The 18,488-nt window shown below is 73.0% G+C and carries 17 protein-coding genes and 1 riboswitch; of the genes, 14 read left to right on the top strand and 3 right to left on the bottom strand.

The window, feature by feature from the left end:
* The first annotated feature begins 17 nt into the window (after window positions 1-17).
* The 7 genes from ACF09K_RS25190 to ACF09K_RS25220 all read left to right on the top strand — a co-directional run bounded on the left by ACF09K_RS25190 (window position 18) and on the right by ACF09K_RS25220 (window position 7,244).
* Entirely contained in the window at window positions 18-1,082 is a 1,065-nt protein-coding gene (locus ACF09K_RS25190; RefSeq protein ID WP_392247153.1) for a polyprenyl synthetase family protein, read from the top strand.
* Window positions 1,083-1,201: 119 nt separating this feature from the next.
* Entirely contained in the window at window positions 1,202-3,235 is a 2,034-nt protein-coding gene (gene shc / locus ACF09K_RS25195; RefSeq protein WP_392246917.1) for a squalene--hopene cyclase, read from the top strand.
* Window positions 3,235-3,876 carry a 1-hydroxy-2-methyl-2-butenyl 4-diphosphate reductase gene (locus tag ACF09K_RS25200; protein WP_392246919.1) on the top strand — a complete coding sequence of 214 codons (642 nt, stop codon included), beginning with the start codon at window positions 3,235-3,237 and terminating at the stop codon, window positions 3,874-3,876. The genes shc and ACF09K_RS25200 overlap by 1 nt, the downstream gene beginning before the upstream one ends.
* A 5-nt stretch (window positions 3,877-3,881) precedes the next feature.
* Complete coding sequence (gene hpnH / locus ACF09K_RS25205; protein ID WP_392246921.1) at window positions 3,882-4,904, top strand: adenosyl-hopene transferase HpnH; 1,023 nt, start codon at window positions 3,882-3,884, stop codon at window positions 4,902-4,904.
* Window positions 4,905-5,027: 123 nt separating this feature from the next.
* Window positions 5,028-6,413 carry an aspartate aminotransferase family protein gene (locus ACF09K_RS25210; RefSeq protein WP_392246923.1) on the top strand — a complete coding sequence of 462 codons (1,386 nt, stop codon included), beginning with the start codon at window positions 5,028-5,030 and terminating at the stop codon, window positions 6,411-6,413.
* 82 nt (window positions 6,414-6,495) lie between these two features.
* The gene (locus ACF09K_RS25215) at window positions 6,496-7,125 is read left to right on the top strand and encodes a helix-turn-helix domain-containing protein (RefSeq protein ID WP_392246925.1); all 630 of its coding nucleotides are present in this window, start codon (window positions 6,496-6,498) and stop codon (window positions 7,123-7,125) included.
* Window positions 7,122-7,244, top strand: coding sequence for a DUF6126 family protein (locus ACF09K_RS25220; protein WP_363090670.1), 123 nt, complete (start codon window positions 7,122-7,124; stop codon window positions 7,242-7,244). Before ACF09K_RS25215 ends, ACF09K_RS25220 begins: the two co-directional genes overlap by 4 nt.
* Window positions 7,245-7,343: 99 nt before the next feature.
* On the opposite strand, the gene ACF09K_RS25225 is transcribed toward ACF09K_RS25220, so the two are convergent.
* Window positions 7,344-8,141, bottom strand: coding sequence for a tyrosine-protein phosphatase (locus ACF09K_RS25225; RefSeq protein WP_392246928.1), 798 nt, complete (start codon window positions 8,139-8,141; stop codon window positions 7,344-7,346).
* Between the two features lie 502 nt (window positions 8,142-8,643).
* A riboswitch (cyclic di-AMP (ydaO/yuaA leader) is annotated at window positions 8,644-8,801 on the top strand.
* Window positions 8,802-8,805: 4 nt separating this feature from the next.
* Between ACF09K_RS25225 and ACF09K_RS25230 the strand changes: the two genes are divergently transcribed.
* The gene (locus ACF09K_RS25230; RefSeq protein ID WP_392246930.1) at window positions 8,806-9,840 is read left to right on the top strand and encodes a peptidoglycan DD-metalloendopeptidase family protein; all 1,035 of its coding nucleotides are present in this window, start codon (window positions 8,806-8,808) and stop codon (window positions 9,838-9,840) included.
* A gap of 244 nt (window positions 9,841-10,084) precedes the next feature.
* A complete protein-coding gene (locus ACF09K_RS25235; protein WP_392247154.1) occupies window positions 10,085-10,870 on the top strand; it encodes an SGNH/GDSL hydrolase family protein in 786 nt (261 codons plus the stop codon).
* Between the two features lie 231 nt (window positions 10,871-11,101).
* On the opposite strand, the gene ACF09K_RS25240 is transcribed toward ACF09K_RS25235, so the two are convergent.
* Entirely contained in the window at window positions 11,102-11,722 is a 621-nt protein-coding gene (locus ACF09K_RS25240) for a TetR/AcrR family transcriptional regulator (RefSeq protein WP_392246932.1), read from the bottom strand.
* Window positions 11,723-11,763: 41 nt separating this feature from the next.
* Window positions 11,764-12,942, bottom strand: coding sequence for a Glu/Leu/Phe/Val dehydrogenase dimerization domain-containing protein (locus tag ACF09K_RS25245; RefSeq protein WP_392246934.1), 1,179 nt, complete (start codon window positions 12,940-12,942; stop codon window positions 11,764-11,766).
* Window positions 12,943-13,104: 162 nt separating this feature from the next.
* Between ACF09K_RS25245 and ACF09K_RS25250 the strand changes: the two genes are divergently transcribed.
* The 5 genes from ACF09K_RS25250 (at window position 13,105) to ACF09K_RS25270 (ending at window position 18,471) form a co-directional block, all read left to right on the top strand.
* On the top strand, window positions 13,105-14,331 hold the full coding sequence (locus ACF09K_RS25250; RefSeq protein WP_392246937.1) for an MBL fold metallo-hydrolase: 1,227 nt from the start codon (window positions 13,105-13,107) through the stop codon (window positions 14,329-14,331).
* Window positions 14,332-14,809: 478 nt separating this feature from the next.
* Window positions 14,810-16,969 carry an ATP-binding protein gene (locus ACF09K_RS25255; protein WP_392246939.1) on the top strand — a complete coding sequence of 720 codons (2,160 nt, stop codon included), beginning with the start codon at window positions 14,810-14,812 and terminating at the stop codon, window positions 16,967-16,969.
* Between the two features lie 95 nt (window positions 16,970-17,064).
* A complete protein-coding gene (locus ACF09K_RS25260) occupies window positions 17,065-17,499 on the top strand; it encodes a roadblock/LC7 domain-containing protein (protein WP_392246941.1) in 435 nt (144 codons plus the stop codon).
* Window positions 17,496-17,873 (top strand): DUF742 domain-containing protein, encoded by a 378-nt coding sequence (locus ACF09K_RS25265; RefSeq protein ID WP_392246942.1) that lies wholly within the window; start codon window positions 17,496-17,498, stop codon window positions 17,871-17,873. Before ACF09K_RS25260 ends, ACF09K_RS25265 begins: the two co-directional genes overlap by 4 nt.
* Window positions 17,851-18,471 carry an ATP/GTP-binding protein gene (locus ACF09K_RS25270; RefSeq protein ID WP_392246944.1) on the top strand — a complete coding sequence of 207 codons (621 nt, stop codon included), beginning with the start codon at window positions 17,851-17,853 and terminating at the stop codon, window positions 18,469-18,471. The genes ACF09K_RS25265 and ACF09K_RS25270 overlap by 23 nt, the downstream gene beginning before the upstream one ends.
* Window positions 18,472-18,488: the final 17 nt, after the last annotated feature.

An 18,488-nucleotide genomic window follows, 5' to 3' on the forward strand; every position in this document is an offset into this window, starting at 1 on the left:
GAGAAACTGTGCCCACTGTGCCCCCGGCCGAGAAGGCCGCCAGGAGGACCGGGGTGGACGTGACCGCACTGCTGGAGCGCGGCCGGACCCTGGCCACGCCGGTCCTGCGCGCGGCCGTCGACCGACTGGCGTCCCCCATGGACACGGTCGCCGCCTACCACTTCGGCTGGATCGACGCCCAGGGCAACCCGACCGACGGGGACGGCGGCAAGGCCGTGCGTCCCGCGCTCGCCGTGCTCTCCGCCGAGGTCACCGGTGCCGCGCCCGAGGTGGGCGTGCCCGGCGCGGTCGCCGTCGAACTGGTCCACAACTTCTCGCTCCTGCACGACGACCTGATGGACGGCGACGAGCAGCGCCGCCACCGCGACACCGTCTGGAAGGTCCACGGCCCCGCCCAGGCCATCCTGGTCGGCGACGCCCTGTTCGCCCTCGCCAACGAGATCCTCCTCGAACTCGACACGGTCGAGGCGGGCCGGGCCGCCCGGCGGCTGACCACCGCCACCCGCGCCCTGATCGACGGCCAGGCCCAGGACATCTCCTACGAGCACCGCGACCGCGTCAGCGTCGCGGAGTGCCTGGAGATGGAGGGCAACAAGACCGGCGCCCTGCTGGCCTGCGCCAGCTCCGTCGGCGCCGTCCTCGGCGGCGCCGACGCGCACACCGCCGACACCCTGGAGCGGTACGGCCACCACCTCGGCCTCGCCTTCCAGGCCGTCGACGACCTCCTCGGCATCTGGGGCGACCCGGAGGCCACCGGCAAGCAGACCTGGAGCGACCTGCGCCAGCGCAAGAAGTCCCTGCCGGTCGTGGCCGCGCTCGACGCCGGCGGCCCCGCCTCCGAACGGCTCGGCGAGATGCTCGCCGCCGACGCCAAGCGCAGCGACTTCGCGAACTTCTCCGAGGAGGAGTTCGCGGCCCGTGCCGCGCTCATCGAGGAGGCCGGCGGCCGTGAGTGGACCGCCCAGGAGGCACGCCGTCAGCACACCATCGCCATCGGGGCCCTGAACGCCGTCGACATGCCCGAGCGGGTGCGGGAACGGTTCACGGCGCTCGCCGACTTCGTCGTCGTACGAAAGAGATGATCACTATCGGTCGAATAACCCTCGCGTAGTCGCCGGCCGGTGTCGCGGGAAGAGACGCACCGGCCGACGGCGGACCCACAGCAGACGCAACGCCATGCACACTGCACGAAGGGGAAGCCATGACAGCGACGACCGACGGAAGCACCGGGGCCCTCCCGCCCCGCGCTGCCGCGGCCAGCGAAACCCGTATCGGCATCGACAGCCCCGCGACGGCCGGGGGACCGGAAGCCGCCGCGCGCGAAGCCGCCGTGCGCGCGATGCGGCGCGCGACCGACTTCCTGCTCGCCCGGCAGGACGTCGAGGGCTGGTGGAAGGGCGACCTCGAGACGAACGTCACGATGGACGCCGAGGACCTGCTGCTCCGCCAGTTCCTGGGCATCCGGGACGAGGCGACCACCCGCGCCGCGGCCCTGTTCATCCGCGGCGAGCAGCGCGAGGACGGCACCTGGGCCACCTTCTACGGCGGCCCCGGCGACCTGTCCGCCACCATCGAGGCGTACGTCGCCCTGCGGCTGGCCGGGGACGAGCCCGACGCGCCGCACATGGCGAAGGCCTCCGCCTGGGTGCGCGAGCGGGGCGGGATCGCCGCCGCCCGGGTCTTCACCCGGATCTGGCTGGCGCTGTTCGGCTGGTGGAAGTGGGCGGACCTGCCCGAACTCCCGCCGGAACTGCTCTACTTCCCGAAGTGGTTCCCGCTCAGCATCTACAACTTCGGCTGCTGGGCCCGGCAGACCATCGTGCCGCTCACCGTCGTCTCGGCGAAGCGCCCGGTGCGTCCGGCGCCCTTCGGGCTCGACGAACTGCACACCGACCCGGCCGTTCCCGGTCCGCCCAGGCCGCCGGCGTCGCCGACCGGCTGGGACGGGCTGTTCCAGCGGCTGGACAAGGTCGTGCGCGGCTACCGCGCGGTCGCGGTGCGCAGACTGCGCGAGGCCGCCCTGAACTCGGCCGCGCGCTGGATCATCGAGCGGCAGGAGAACGACGGCTGCTGGGGCGGCATCCAGCCGCCCGCCGTGTACTCGGTCATCGCCCTCTACCTGCTCGGCTACGACCTCGAACACCCGGTGATGCGGGAGGGCCTGAAGTCGCTGGACCGGTACGCGGTGTGGCGCGAGGACGGGGCCCGGATGGTCGAGGCCTGCCAGTCCCCGGTGTGGGACACCTGCCTGGCCACCATCGCGCTGGCCGACGCGGGGGTGCCGGCCGACCACCCCCAACTGGTCAAGGCGGCCGACTGGATGCTGGGCGAGCAGGTCGTGCGGCCCGGCGACTGGTCCGTGCGACGGCCCGGACTCCCGCCCGGGGGATGGGCGTTCGAGTTCCACAACGACAACTACCCCGACATCGACGACACCGCCGAGGTGGTCCTCGCACTGCGCCGGGTCCGCCACCACGACCCGGAACGGGTGGAGAAGGCGATCGGACGCGGGGTGCGCTGGAACCTCGGCATGCAGTCGAGGAACGGCGCCTGGGGCGCGTTCGACGTCGACAACACCAGCCCCTTCCCCAACCGGCTGCCGTTCTGCGACTTCGGCGAGGTGATCGACCCGCCGTCGGCGGACGTCACCGCGCACGTCGTCGAGATGCTCGCCTTCGAGGGCCTCTCCCACGACCCGCGCACCCGGCGCGGCATCGCCTGGCTGCTCGCCGAACAGGAACCGGACGGCTCCTGGTTCGGGCGCTGGGGCGTCAACTACCTGTACGGCACCGGCTCGGTGGTGCCCGCGCTCACCGCCGCCGGACTGCCCGCCCGGCACCCGGCGATCCGGCGGGCGGTCGCCTGGCTGGAGCGCGTGCAGAACGACGACGGCGGCTGGGGCGAGGACCTGCGCTCCTACGACGACCGGGCGAACTGGAGCGGCCGGGGCACCTCCACCGCCTCGCAGACCGCCTGGGCGCTGATGGCGCTGCTGGCGGCCGGGGAGAAGGACTCCGAGGCCGTCGAGCGGGGCGTCGCCTGGCTCGCCGGGACCCAGCGCGAGGACGGCTCCTGGGACGAACCCCAGTTCACCGGCACCGGCTTCCCCTGGGACTTCTCCATCAACTACCACCTGTACCGGCAGGTCTTCCCGCTGACCGCGCTCGGCCGGTACGTCCACGGCGAGCCCGTCGCCCCGAAGGCCCCGGTCCCCGTCGAGGCCGAGGGGAACTGATGGACCCGCGGCCCGCCCCCGCCCCGCTGCTGATCGCCTGCGCGCTCGGCATCGAGCACCTCGCCCTGCGCATGGGGGACCGCGGCGGGGCGGGCGGGCCGGTGACCGTCCTGCGCACCGGGATGGGGCCGAAGGCGGCCGAGCGTTCCGTCAGCCGGGTCCTCACCGACCCGGTGCTCGGCGGGGCCGCCGTGCTCGCCACCGGCTTCTGCGCGGGGCTGGCGCCCGGCATGCACCCCGGCGACCTGGTGGTCGCCGAGGAGACCCGCGACCCGCACGGCACCGTGCCGTGCGCGAACACCGAACTGCTCGTCAAGGAACTCGCGCGCACCCTGCCCGGGCGCACCGTCCACACGGGCCCCCTGACCGGCTCCGACCACGTGGTGCGCGGACCGGAGCGGTTCGACCTGCTCGCCACGGGCGCGATCGCGGTCGACATGGAGTCGGCGGCCACGCTCCTGAGCGCCGTCCGCACGGGCGCGCGCCCGGTTGCGGCCGTCCGGGTGGTCGTGGACGCTCCTGAACACGAACTCGTCCGGATCGGCACGGTGCGCGGTGGAATATCGGCTTTCCGCGTCCTTCGTTCCGTCCTGCCTGCATTCTTCGAATGGCACCGCAATGTGCTGCTCCCCCGGAGGTGAGCCAGATGGCCATGCCGCTGCGCCAGTCCGTCAAGGTCGCTACCTACTTGGCTGAACAAAAGCTCCGCAAGCGGGAGAAGTTCCCGCTCATCGTCGAGCTGGAACCCCTCTTCGCCTGCAACCTCAAGTGCGAGGGCTGCGGCAAGATCCAACATCCGGCGGGAGTGCTCAAGCAGCGCATGCCGGTCGCCCAGGCCGTGGGCGCGGTACTCGAGTCCGGTGCGCCCATGGTGTCGATCGCCGGCGGCGAACCGCTGATGCACCCTCAGATCGACGAGATCGTGCGCCAGTTGGTGGCGAGGAGAAAGTTCGTCTTCCTGTGCACCAACGCCCTGCTGATGCGCAAGAAGATGGACAGGTTCACGCCCTCGCCCTACTTCGCGTTCGCCGTGCACATCGACGGGCTGCGCGAGCGGCACGACGAGTCGGTGGCCAAGGAGGGCGTGTTCGACGAGGCCGTGGAGGCGATCAAGGAGGCCAAGCGGCGCGGCTTCCGGGTCACCACCAACTCGACCTTCTTCAACACCGACACCCCGCAGACCGTCGTCGAGGTGCTCGACTTCCTCAACGACGACCTCAAGGTCGACGAGATGATGATCTCGCCCGCCTACGCCTACGAGAAGGCCCCCGACCAGGAGCACTTCCTCGGCGTGGAACAGACCCGCGAGCTGTTCAGGAAGGCCTTCTCCGGCGGCAACCGGCGCCGCTGGCGTCTCAACCACTCGCCGCTCTTCCTGGACTTCCTGGAGGGCAAGGTCGACTTCCCGTGCACGGCCTGGGCGATCCCGAACTACTCCCTCTTCGGCTGGCAGCGCCCCTGCTACCTGATGAGCGACGGCTACGTGCCGACGTACCGCGAACTGATCGAGGACACCGACTGGGACAAGTACGGCCGCGGCAAGGACCCGCGCTGCGCCAACTGCATGGCGCACTGCGGCTACGAGCCCACCGCCGTCCTCGCCACCATGGGCTCGCTCAAGGAGTCGCTGCGCGCCCTGCGCGAGACGGTCTCCGGGAACAGGGAGTGACGTCGTGACCGCCGTCTCCCCGGGCGTCCCCGAGGTCCCGTTCCGACCAAGCTCGCCGAGCGCCGCAAGAGCCGGCGGCGGCTTCGACAGGACGGCCGACGGCCCGGGCAAGGAGACGGCGCGATGACCACGGAGTTCGACCTCGGCGCGCTGCTGGCCGAACGCGGAGCCGAACGCTACGAGCTGCACGGCAGGTACCTCAACCACCAACTGCCCCGCATGCTGCACACCATCGGCTTCGACAAGGTCTACGAGCGGGGCGAGGGCGCGTACTTCTGGGACGCGGACGGCAACGACTACCTGGACATGCTCGCCGGGTTCGGGGTGATGGGCCTCGGCCGCCACCACCCCGTCGTCCGCAAGGCGCTGCACGACGTCCTCGACGCCTCGCTCGCCGACCTCACCCGCTTCGACTGCCAGCCGCTGCCCGGACTGCTGGCCGAGAAGCTCCTCTCCCACAGCCCGCACCTGGACCGGGTCTTCTTCGGCAACAGCGGCACCGAGGCCGTGGAGACCGCGCTGAAGTTCGCCCGGTACGCCACCGGCAGGCCCAGGGTCCTGTACTGCGACCACGCCTTCCACGGGCTGACCACGGGCTCCCTGTCGGTCAACGGCGAGGACGGGTTCCGGGACGGCTTCGCGCCGCTGCTGCCCGACACCGCCGTACCCCTCGGCGATCTCGACGCCCTGGCGCGGGAGCTGCGCGAGGGCGACGTGGCCGCGCTGATCGTCGAGCCGATCCAGGGCAAGGGGGTGCACGAGAGCCCGCCCGGCTACCTGCGCTCCGCCCAGGAGCTGCTGCGCCGCCACAAGGCGCTGCTCATCGCCGACGAGGTGCAGACCGGCCTCGGCCGGACCGGCGACTTCTACGCCCACCAGCACGAGGAGGGGGTCGAGCCCGACCTGGTCTGCGTCGCCAAGGCGCTCTCCGGCGGCTACGTGCCGGTCGGCGCCACGCTCGGCAAGGACTGGATCTTCAAGAAGGTCTACTCCTCCATGGACCGGGTGCTGGTGCACTCGGCGAGCTTCGGAGCCAACGCGCAGGCCATGGCGGCCGGACTGGCCGTGCTGTCCGTCATGGAGGACGAGCAGATCGTCGCGAACGCCCGCGCGACCGGGGAGCTGCTGAAGTCCCGGCTCACCGCCTTGATCGACAAGTACGAGCTGCTCGCCGACGTCCGCGGGCGGGGCCTGATGATCGGCATCGAGTTCGGAAAGCCCCGCTCGCTGAAGCTGCGCGGCCGCTGGACCATGCTCCAGGCGGCCCGCAAGGGCCTGTTCGCGCAGATGGTGGTCGTCCCGCTGCTCCAGCGGCACCGCATCCTCACCCAGGTATCCGGCGACCACCTGGAGGTGATCAAGCTGATCCCGCCGCTGGTCGTGGGGGAGCGGGAGGTGGACCGGTTCGTGGCCGCCTTCACCGAGGTGATGGACGACGCGCACCAGGGAGGCGGACTCGTCTGGGACTTCGGCCGGACGCTGATCAAGCAGGCGGTGGCCAACCGGTAGGGCGGCGGGACCCTCTCCGAGAGTTCTTTGCCTCTCAGGCAAGAAATTTGCCGCAGAGGCAAAGGTGCGGCTGAATGAGGGTATGAGCCACCCCGCTGCGGAGGACGGGCCCGAGCCCGGACCGGTGCACGACCTCGGCGTCGTCGCGCCCCAGCTGCGCGCCCTGCGCCGGCGCGCCTTCCTCACCCTGGAGGGCGCGGCCCGCACGGCCGGGCTGTCGCCCGCCCACCTCTCCCGGCTGGAGACCGGGCAGCGCCAGCCCTCGCTGCCGATGCTGCTCGCGCTCGCCCGTGTCTACGGTACGACCGTCTCGGAACTGCTCGGCGAGAGGGTCGCCGACCGGGACGCCGTCGTGCGCGCCGCCGACATGGAACCCACCCACGCGGGCGGCTGGACCTACCGGCAGTCCGGCGCCCCCGGACGGGGCATGCAGGCGCTGCACGTGCAGGTGCCGTACGGCTCGCAGAGCGACATCGTGCGGGTGCACCCCGGCGAGGAGTGGCTGCACGTCCTGCGCGGGCGGCTGCGGCTGCGCCTCGGGGACACCACCCATCTGCTCGGGCCCGGCGACAGCGCGCACTTCGACTCGCTGACCCCGCACCGCATCGCCGCCCAGGACCCCGACGGGGTCGACCTGCTGTTCGTCCACACCCTGTTGCAGAGCCCGACGGCCGCACTGTGCCTCGGCCCCACCCCTGGAGAGACGCCATGACCGACATGGAGGAGAAGTTCCCCCGGAGCCTGTGGATCCGGCTGATCATCTACATCGCGGTGGGGCACCTCTTCGCCGGGTTCCTCTGGCTGCTGTTCGAGGTCGGCGCCAAGCAGTAGACCGCCGGGCGGCGGAGCGCGGAGCCGCAGACCGTCGAGTGGCGGTCCGCCGGGCCGCAGACCGCCGGGCGGTGGAGGCCGGACGCCGGGAGCGCCCGCTCAGTCGAGCAGGTGCTCCCGGAGCCGTTCACGGGTCTCCGGAGCCAGCCCGAGGCCCTGCTCCAGGTAGGCCTCGACGCCGCCCCAGGTGTCCTCGATGGTGTGGAACGCGGCCGCGAGGTACTCGGCGCGGGCGTCGAAGAGGGGGCTCAGCAGCTCCATGACCTCGGGGGAGTACGCCTCGGCGGAGGTGCCGCTGCGGCGCACCTTGTAGCGGCGGTGCTTGGCGTTGGACTCCAGGTAGTCGGCCAGGATCGCCTCGTGCTCCACGCCCACCGCGAGCAGCGTCACGGCGATGGACAGGCCGGCCCGGTCCTTGCCCGCCGCGCAGTGCATGAGCGCCGGGACGCTGTTCTCGGCGAGCGAGTGCAGCACGCGCGAGTGCTCGCCCGTGCGCTCCGTCATGATCGAGCGGTAGGAGGCGATCATCCGGCCGGCCGCCTTGCCTTCGCCGAGGATCTCCCGCAGCTGGTCGATGTCGCCGTCGCGGACCATCTTCCAGAACTCGGCCCCGTCCGCCGGGTCGGAGAGCGGCAGGTTCACGTTGCGTACGCCCGGCAGCTCGACGTCCGGGCCCTCCAGCCGCTGGTCCGCCGCGTTGCGGAAGTCGAAGACCGTGTGCAGGCCCAGCGAGGCCAGGAACGCGGCGTCCTCGTCGGTGGCGTGCGCGAGGTGGCCGCTGCGGAACAGCACGCCGTGGCGGACCCGGCGGCCGTCGACGGTCGGCAGGCCGCCCACGTCCCGGAAGTTGCGCACTCCGGCCAGCTCGGGCTCGGTCGACGGGATCTGCTGCGTCACGGGGGCTCCTCCCGGTCATGGGTCCCGGTCGGCGCGACTCGGCATGGCCACCGGAACACCTCTTGACCATACGACACGGATGCCTGGGGCAAACGGATCCCCGACCGGGCCTCCGGGACCCCCGCCGGTCCTGTGCGCGCCAGGGTTCCGGCCCCGGGCTACCTCAAGGGGCCGATTGTCCGTTCACGCCACATCTGGGGTTTCTGCCCGAATTGAAGCCTTCGTTCCAACTCGCTCTGGAATAAGGCGTTCTGTGGTTCCCGTGCGTGAGCAGCGTCATATCCGTGACCCTGCGTCGCCCGTCATGCTCACGTAATACGACTGTTTCTCAAGGTTGTTCACCGGAAAACCGGCCTTTCGATTGACGCAGGGTGACCGGGAATTCCCCCGGGGGATCAAGAGGAAGCCCCGGTGAGTACAACCTTCGCTTGTCCCTGTGCGTCGTGGTCGCTTACGTTCCAGACCAATCCGGACGGACGCCCAATCCTGCCGCCGCCCGGAGCCCGCACACTCACCCGTGAACGGCAGGAGCGGGGGACCCACAGGCAGTACCGCCTGTTCCGGTCTCCGGAACGGCTAGGGGTAAAGCCGCGCCCCGGCGCGGCCGGACATCTCCAGTCCGCACCCGACAGCTCACCTCGCAGGCGCCGGAGAGGAATTCGCCATGCCCGCCAAGGGTAAGCACCGCCGTCCGAAGCCCCAGCGCTTCACCCGCTCCATCGCCGCCGCCGGCACCGGTGGCGCCGCGCTCGCCCTCCCGCTCATCGGGGCGACCGGTGCGCACGCCGCGCCGTCGCAGTCGGCGACGCAGGCGGTCTCCGCGGTCTCCGGGCTCTCCGCCGCCCCGGAGAAGGCCGTCCAGGCCGTCCCCGCGGCGCAGACGTCCGCGCGGTCCGCCACGGGCACCACCACCTACACGGTGCGGTCCGGCGACTACCTCTCCAAGATCGCGGACGAGCAGGACGTCAGCGGCGGCTGGACCCGGCTCTACGCGGACAACCGCGAGGCCGTCGGGGAGGACCCGTCGCTGATCCACCCGGGTCTGAAGCTGTCGATCGGCAAGAAGGCCCCGACGGGCACGACCAAGTCGCCGTCTCCTTCCTCCGGTTCTTCCGGTTCCTCCTCCTCGTCGAAGCAGTCCTCGGGCTCCTCCGCGAAGTCGTCCGGGGCGTCGGAGTCGTCGCGGTCGTCGTCCTCGAAGTCCTCCTCCTCGGACTCGTCGGACTCGTCGAAGGCGTCCTCCTCGAAGGCGTCCACCACGCGGGCCGCCGGGAACGCCACCGCCGCCACCGGCTTCGCCCTCCCGGTGTCCGGCGCGACCGTCGGCACCCCGTACAAGATGTCCGGCAGCATGTGGTCCAGCGGGTACCACACCGGCGTCGACTTCGTCGTCCCTACCGGCACCTCGCTCAAGGCCGTCGGCGCGGGCACGGTCGTCTCCGCGGGCTGGGGCGGCGCGTACGGCAACCAGGTCGTCGTCAGGCTCGCCGACGGCTTCTACGCCCAGTACGCCCACCTGTCCTCGCTCTCCGTCTCGGCCGGCCAGTCCGTCTCCGCCGGCCAGCAGGTCGGCCTCTCCGGCGCCACCGGCAACGTGACCGGCCCGCACCTGCACTTCGAGATCCGCACCGGCCCCGGCTACGGCTCGGACGTCGACCCGGTCGCCTACCTCCGCTCGCACGGCGTCTCCGTCGGCTGACGCACCTCCCGGCCTCCCGCCGACACGCCGCCGAAGGCCGGTCCCGATTCCCGGGACCGGCCTTCGGCGTTCCGGCCTCCGGTGTTCCGGCGTTCGGCGTTCCGGCCTTATTCCCGCATTGGCCAAGTCTTTAGGAGTGGCTTATCTCACCGCCCGTCAACCCCTGCCTACGGTCGCGTAGGTCACATTCGAAGGTGAATCATGAACGGCTGTGGCAGACGATTCGAAGAATGACAACAGCTCAGTGATCGGGTCGTACGTGGCGGTGGGGGACAGCTTCACCGAGGGCGTAGGCGACCGCGGTCCCGACGGGGGGTTCGTCGGCTGGGCCGACCGGTTCGCGGTGCTCCTCGCGGACCGGCGGCCCGAAGGCGACTTCCGGTACGTCAACCTCGCGGTGCGCGGCAAACTGCTCGACCAGATCGTGGCGGACCAGCTTCCGCGAGCGGTCGAGCTCGCGCCCGACCTGGTCTCCTTCTGCGCGGGCGGCAACGACATCCTCCGGCCCGGCACCGACCCCGACGAGGTCGCCGAACGCTTCGAGCGGGCGATCGCGGCCCTCACCCGGGCGGCCGGCACCGTCATGGTGACGACCGGGTTCGACACCCGCGGCGTCCCCGTGCTCAAGCATCTGCGCGGCAAGATCGCCACCTACAACGGGCACGTGCGCGCCGTCGCCGACCGGTACGGCTGCCCGGTCCTCGACCTGTGGTCGCTGAAGTCCATCCAGGACCGGCGGGCCTGGGACGGCGACCGGCTCCATCTCGGGGCGGAGGGGCACACGCGGGTGGCGCTGCGCGCCGGCCAGGTCCTCGGCCTGGAGGTGCCCGCCGACCCGGAGCAGCCCTGGCCGCCGCTCCCGCCGCGCGGCACCCTGGAGATCCGGCGCGACGACGTGCAGTGGGCGCGCGAGTACCTGGTGCCGTGGATCGGGCGCCGGCTGCGCGGGGAGTCCTCGGGCGACCACGTGACCGCCAAGGGCCCGCTCTCGCCCGACGACATCAAGATGCGGATCACCGCGGTGGCGTGAGCCGACCGGCGCGGCCGGCCGGTCCCGGCGGCGGCCGGCCGGCCGCGCCCCGAGCGGACCGAGCGTGGGTGCGGGTGCGGGTGGGAGGCCGAGGGTGGCCCTGCCGGGCAGGGCGGCCGGTGCCGCCCGATCCCCGCTCCCCGCTCCCCGCTCCCCGCTCCCCGCTCCCCGCCGCCCGGCGCCCGGTGGCGGTGCGCGGACCCGCCCGGCCCGGTCTCAGTGCTCCCGGTCTCAGTGGTCCCGGCCGCCCGACGGCTCCGCCGCCAGGCCCAGTTCGCGGCTCAGCGCCTCCTCCGCCCACTCCCGCACGCGGATCCGGGGCACCGCACCGTCGTAGGACGTGAGCTGTACGGCGAGGCCGTCGAGGAGGGCCGTCAGGCGCAGGGCCGTCCCGGCCGGGTCGGGGCAGCGGAACTCGCCCGCGGCCACCCCCTCCGCGATCACCTCGGCGAGCGCGGCCTTCCACCGCCGGTCGAGGCCGCGGGCGACCTCCCGCAGCGCGGGCTCGCGCAGCGACACCGCCCAGCCCTCGATCCACAGCCGCCAGCCCTTGGCCGACCCCGTGGGGGCGTACCAGCGCACCGCCGACCGCAGCCGGCGCAGCGCGGTCGTCCGGCGGCCCAGCAGCCTGCGCAGGTGGGCCAGGTCGCCCTCGGCGGCGTAGGCGAACGCTTCGGCGACGAGCCGCTCCTTGGTGGAGAAGTGGTAGAGCACCAGCGCGTTGCTCACGCCGAGCGCCGAGGCCACGTCGGCGATCCTGACCGCCGCCACGCCCCGCGCCTCGATCTGTTCGACGGCCGCCCGCAGCAACTCCTCGCGCCGCTCGGCCACACTCAACCGGACCCTTGCCACGCCGTCACCCTACACAGGGCCCGCGACCTGCGCGGACGCCGTCAGCGGTGGTGGCCGAAGCGCTCCGCGACGGCCGCCAGCCGCTGCTCGGCGAGGGCGTGCGCGGCCTGGCGCGGGGTCGTCCCGCCGGACTCCGCGCGCTCCAGGACGCGTTCCACCAGCGCGCGCATCGAGCGCCGCGTGTGGGCGAACGCCTCCGCGGCGTCCGCGCCGATGTCGCCGAACAGCGTCCACCACCACCAGGCGTTCGTACCGGAGTTGACGACGACGTCCGGCAGCACGCTCACCCCGCGCGCGTGCAGCAGTTCCTCCGCCTCGGGCAGGACCGGCATGTTGGCCGCCTCGGCGATCCAGCGCGCGGTGATCCGTTCCTGCTCCAACGGCCCGATCGCGTACGACACGGCGGCCGGCACCAGCACCTCCGCCTCGGCCGACAGCCAGGCGTCGCCCGGGAGTTCGGCGAAGCCCGGGCGCAACGCCCCGCGGTCGACGGTTCCGTGGGCGTCCCGCGCGGCCAGCAGTTCCTCCACGTCGAGGCCGGCCGGGTCGGCGATCGTGCCCTTGACGTCGGCGACGGCCACCACCGTCAGCCCCGCGCGCGCGAGGAAGCGCGCCGTCGCCCCGCCCATGGTGCCGAACCCCTGGAGGGCCACCCGGGTGCCGGCGTACGGCACCCCGGCCCGGTCCAGGGCCGTGAGCACGGACTCGGCGACCCCGCAGCCGCCCACCAGTTCGTCCAGGCCGATGCCGTCCACCTCCACCGCGAAGGCGTCCGCGAGCCGCTCGCGGGCCGCGCGCTCGTCGTCGAGCAGCGGATAGACGGCCTGGACCGACGACACCAGCCCGGCCTCGGCGGCGGCCCGGTCGACGACGTCCTGGCTGAGTCCCAGGTCCTCGCCGGTGGTCCAGCAGCTCTCGACGTACGGCCGCACCGCCCGCAGGTAGCGCACCAGCAGCCCGTACGCCTCCGGGTCCCGGGGATCGCAGTCGATGCCGCCCTTCGCCCCGCCCAGCGGGACGTAGCGCGCCGCCGGGTCGTAGTGCAGGGCCTCCTTGAGGCTCATCCCGCGGGCCAGGCCGGTCACCTCGTCGAGGGTGCAGCCCTCCCGCATCCGCAGGCCGCCGCTGCAGACGCCGCGCACCAGCCGGTCGACGACCAGGTGGCCCCGGCGGCCGGTGAGGTGGTCGGTCCAGGTGAGGGACAACAGGGGGGCGGTCATGCGGGCTCCTCGCCAAGGACCTTTACTGAACAGTGGGTCAGTATCAGGAGCCTCGGGGCGTCGTGTCAACGCGCTGCCGCCGTCCCCTCCGACCGGGCGTGCGGGGTTTGTCGGACCGGCCGACCATAATGGGAATTCTCAGCGACTCCACCTGGAGGTACCGTGGCCGGATTCCGTTCCCTGAGCCCCGGGCTCCGCGCACTGCAGCCCGAGGCCTTCGGTGCGGACCCGAGCGGTGAGCGCATGGCGCGCATCCGCAGATCACCCCACTTCGCGAACGGGGTCTTCCAGAACCCCGGCGGTCCGGCGCGGACCCGCCCCTCGGGCTCCGCGCTCGACTTCGCCAAGGCCTTCTTCGACAAGGAGACCCGCCCCCGCCGCGCCCCCTCCGGCACGATTCCGGTGCACCCCACCACCCTCGCCGACCTGGCCCGGCCGCCCGCCACGGGCCTGCGCCTGACCTGGATGGGGCACTCCGGTGTGCTCGCGGAGATCGACGGGCACCGGGTGCTGTTCGATCCCGTCTGGGGCGAGCGCTGCTCCCCCTTCCCCTTCGCGGGCCCCAAGCGGCTGCACCCGGCCCCCCTGCCGCTGGCCGCGCTCGGCCCGGTCGACGTCGTCGTCATCTCGCACGACCACTACGACCACCTCGACCTGCCCACCGTCAAGGCGCTGGCGGACACGGACACCCTGTTCGCGGTGCCGCTCGGCGTCGGAGCCCACCTCGAACACTGGGGCGTGTCCGCCGACCGGCTGCGCGAGCTGGACTGGCACGAGTCGACCCGGGTCGGCGGCCTCACCCTCACCGCCACCCCGGCCCGTCACTTCTGCGGCCGGGGCCTGCGCAACAGCCAGCACACCCTGTGGGCCTCCTGGTCCGTCGCCGGCGACGAGCACCGGATCTTCCACAGCGGGGACACCGGCTACTTCGAGGGCTTCAAGGACATCGGCGCCCAGCACGGCCCGTTCGACGCCACGATGATCCAGATAGGGGCGTACTCGGACCTGTGGCCGGACATCCACATGACCCCCGAGGAGGGGCTGCGCGCCCATCTCGACCTCCAGGGCGGTCCGGGCGGGGTGATCCTGCCGATCCACTGGGCCACCTTCAACCTCGCCACCCACGCGTGGTCCGACCCGGGGGAGGGGACCCTGGCCGCCGCCGGGGCCGCCGGTGCCCGGATCGCGCTGCCCCGTCCCGGTGAGCCCTTCGAGCCGGCCGCGGAGACGGTGCCCGCCGAGCCGTGGTGGCGCGGCGTGGCGGTCGCCCCGGTGGGCGGATGGCCCGAAGTACGACCGGAAGCGAAGGCCACGGCCGATACGGTGAGTGACGTTTCGGAGGGCGCGGCCGAGGACGGGGGCGCCCCGGAGGTCGTCCCGGCAGGCTGACCGGAGCCTCCGGGCCGGACCGGACCACCTGCCGACGGGGGCCGGGGAGCGAACCGCTCCCCGGCCCCCGTCGGCTGTTCACGAACACCTCTGACCAGGTCTGATCGATTGTCCGACGTCAACTGTCCGGATGTCTCGCGAGTTTATCGGTCTGTCGTACGAAGCCTCATACCAGAGCGGGACGCTCGCCGGGGGACTTTGTCAACTGCCCCTCGCGGATGTCGGCTTGGCGACTACCGTGAGTGGTCGTCGGGCGGGAAGTCGCGGGAAGTCCTCGGTTCTCCCGACCGGCACCGCGATGGCACAGGCCCGAGGAGCGCACCCCGTGCGAGTCCCGGGCCCGACGGACAGTCCGACGGACAGTACGAGGAAACCGATGTCTCACCTCCGCGCACCGGCCGCACGCGCAGACCGCCGTGAGGGCGGACGGCACGGAAGGCCGGTCGCCGGCACCGCACCCGCACCGGCCGAGAGGCACATGCTGCCCCAGCTGCTGCGACTCGCCGTGCTGCCCCCGACCGCCGTCGCCCTCAGCGCCTGCGCGGCCGTCCTGTTCACCGTGCGCTCCACCGGCGTCAGACCGGGACCGACCCTGTGGGCCGTCCTCGCCGGGGCCGTCGCGGTGACCGGCGTCGGCATCGTCGTCGCCGCCGTGGCCGCCGGCCGGACCGCCCGCTCCGTCGGCGACCGCATCACCGCCCTGCGCCGCAGCAGCGCGCGCGGCGAGGCCGACCTGCGTGCCCTGGTCGACGCGCTGCACCGCGGCGAGACCCCGCCGCAGCGCAAGCCGCGCGGCGGCCCGCCCGCCGACGCCGACGAGTTCGAGCTGCTCGCCGCCGACCTGTCCCGCGCCCACGACGGGGCCGTCACCGCCGTCGTCCGGGCCGCCCGGCTCTCCGGCCGGAGCGACAGCGAACAGAAGCTGGAGGTGTTCGTCAACCTCGCGCGGCGCCTTCAGTCCCTCGTGCACCGCGAGATCTCCATCCTGGACGAGCTGGAGAACGAGATCGAGGACCCCGACCTCCTCAAGGGCCTCTTCCACGTCGACCACCTCGCCACCCGCATCCGCCGGCACGCCGAGAACCTCGCCGTCCTCGGCGGCGCCGTCTCCCGGCGGCAGTGGAGCAACCCCGTCCCCATGACCGAGGTGCTGCGCTCCGCCATCGCCGAGGTCGAGCAGTACTCGCGGGTCAGGCTCGTCCCACCGGTCGACGGCGAACTGCGCGGGCACGCCGTCGCCGACGTCATCCACCTGCTCGCCGAACTCGTCGAGAACGCCACGGTGTTCTCCGCCCCGCACACCCAGGTCCTGCTCCGCGCCAACCTGGTCACCTCCGGGCTGGCCGTCGAGGTCGAGGACCGCGGCCTCGGCATGCCCGTCGACGAACAGGGCCGGATGAACGCCCTGCTCGCCGATCCCGACCAGGTCAACGTCGGCCGCCTGCTCGCCGACGGCCGCATCGGCCTCTACGTCGTCTCGCAGCTGGCCCGCCGCCACGGCATCCGGGTCCGGCTCCAGAACAACATCTACGGCGGCGTCCAGGCCGTACTCGTCGTCCCGCAGGACCTCCTGGGGCCGGCCGGGCTGCCGTCGCCGCGGGCGGAGGAGAGCGGCGCGGGCATGCTGCCGGCGGGCGCCGCGGGCGGGCAGGCCTCGCGGGGCGGGGCGCGGCCGCCCCTGGCCCTCCAGGCCGGCGCGCCTCCCCAGGGCCAGGACCAGGGCCGGCCGGGCACGCGGCTCCAGCCGGGCGCGCAGCCCCGGTCTCAGTCTCAGCCTCAACTTCTGCCTCAGGCAAAGTCACTCATGCCCCATCAAGTCGCTTCTTCGGAAAGTCGCTTGACGCCGCATCAGCCGCAGCCGCAGCCGGAGTCGGCGCAGGCGCCGTCGCAGCTCCGCACCCCGAACCCTCCCCAGAGCGACTTCCCGGCCCATCCGCGGACCGTGTCCCCCCGAACCGGCCACCAGAGCCTCCACCCCGCCCCGGAGGGGCATCCGCACGGCGACGCCGGGCCCGCCCCCGCCTCCGCCCCCACTTCCACCTCAGGGCCCGCCCCTGCCCCCGGGCTCACCTCCACCTCCGGGCTCGCCCCCGCCCCCACCCCGTCCTCGGTCCAGCACGACACCGCCGCCCCGAACGGCTGCCGCCCGGCCCCGCTGCCCGTCCGCGGCGCGCACGAGGAGCGGCCCAATCCGGCCGACGCGGTCCCCGGGATCCGGCCCGGTGACCGGGCCGCCGTGGAGGAGGTCGCGGGCCTCGTGCCCACCCCGCGGGCGAGCGTGGTGCGCGGCACCATGGGCAAGCCGCAACTGCCCCGCCGCCGCGCCCGGGAGCACATCGCCCCCCAGCTGCGCGGCGGCCCCGCCCCCCGCCCGGACGACGAGCGGCCCGCCGGACACGACCCCGGTCTGATGGCCGCCTTCCAGCGCGGCATGGGCCTCGCCGAGGCCCAGCAGAGCCTGGAGGCGGACGCTCCGCGAGGCCGGACCGGACCGGCCCGCCCGGCCGCCGCGGACGTACCGCACGCAACGGCTCCCGCCCCGCGGTCCGACGCCGGGGCGCACACCGCGCACGGCTCGTCCGGCGGCTCCGACCACCAGCCCACCACCCGGCACGACGGGAGCGCACCAGCCGGATGAGCACCCCCCTCACCACCCCTGCCCCCACTCCCACCGCTCCCACCGACACTCCCACCGCTCCCCCTGACCTTCGTACCCCAAGGAGTCGATCCACCATGGCGAGCGATGCGCCGACCGGCCAGGCATCCGATCTCGACTGGCTGATGAGCGGCCTCGTGCAGCGCGTACCGCACACGAGGAGTGCGGTCCTCCTCTCCTGCGACGGCCTCGTGAGGTCCGTCCACGGCCTCGACCACGACAGCGCCGACCACATGGCGGCCCTGGCCTCCGGGCTGTACTCGCTCGGCCGCAGCGCCGGGCTCCGCTTCGGCGACGGCGGGGAGGTGCGGCAGGTCGTCGTCGAACTCGACTCCACGCTGCTGTTCGTCACCACCGCGGGGTCGGGCACCTGCCTCGCGGTGCTGGCCGGACGCGAGGCCGACGCCGCCGTGCTCGGCTACGAGATGGCGATGCTCGTCAAGAGCGTGCGGCCCTACCTGGCGACCGCGCCCCGGCAGTACGCCGTCGAACCCTCGGTGACGGGACCTTGAGGGCGGCCGCGGCCGGCGACGGCCCCTGGCTCGACGACGCGGCCGGGCGGCTGGTGCGTCCGTTCACGGTCAGCAACGGCCGCACCAGACCGACCGTCGCCCTGGACCTCCTGTCCCAGGTGAGGGCCACCGGGACGACCCCCTTCGACTACCTCGGCCCCGAGCACGCACAGGCACTGCACCTGTGCCGGACCCCCGTCCCGGTCGCCGAGGTCGCCGCCCACCTGAGGCTCCCGGCGGCCGTCGCCAAGGTGCTGCTGGCGGACCTCCTCGACTGCGGGGCGCTGACCACCAAGCCCCCCGAGTACCACCACCACCCCACCGACCGGGCCCTACTGGAGGCAGTGCTCGATGGACTACGACGACAGCTCTGACCACGACGACGGCTCCGCCGTCTTCCCGACCGCGCTGAAGATCCTGGTCGCGGGCGGGTTCGGGGTCGGCAAGACCACGTTCGTCGCCGCGGTGAGCGAGATCGCGCCCCTGAGCACCGAGGAGCTGCTCACCACCGCCGGCGCCGCGACCGACGACCTCGACGGCATCGAGAACAAGGTCGAGACGACCGTGGCCATGGACTTCGGCCGCATCAGCCTCGACCCGCAGCACGTCCTGTACCTGTTCGGCACCCCCGGCCAGGAACGGTTCTGGTTCATGTGGGACGAACTGTCCGAGGGCGCCCTCGGCGCCGTCGTCATCGCCGACACCCGCCGCCTGGAGCAGTGCTTCGCGGCCGTCGACTTCTTCGAGGAGCGCGGCCTCGGCTTCATCGTGGCCGTCAACGAGTTCGACGGCGCCCACCGCTACGACCCCGAGGAGGTGCGCGCCGCCATGGACCTGGACCCGGCCGTCCCCGTCGTGCGCTGCGACGCCCGCATCTCCGCCTCGGGCGTGCAGACCCTGCTCGCCCTCGTCCGCCACCTCATCGCCCACGCGCCGACGGCACCCCTGCCGAGCCGCGGCGCCCCCAGGTGATCCCGCCCCACCCCCTA

The sequence above is a fragment of the Streptomyces sp. NPDC014882 genome (genome assembly GCF_043081325.1).
In the GTDB taxonomy this organism is placed as follows: domain Bacteria; phylum Actinomycetota; class Actinomycetes; order Streptomycetales; family Streptomycetaceae; genus Streptomyces.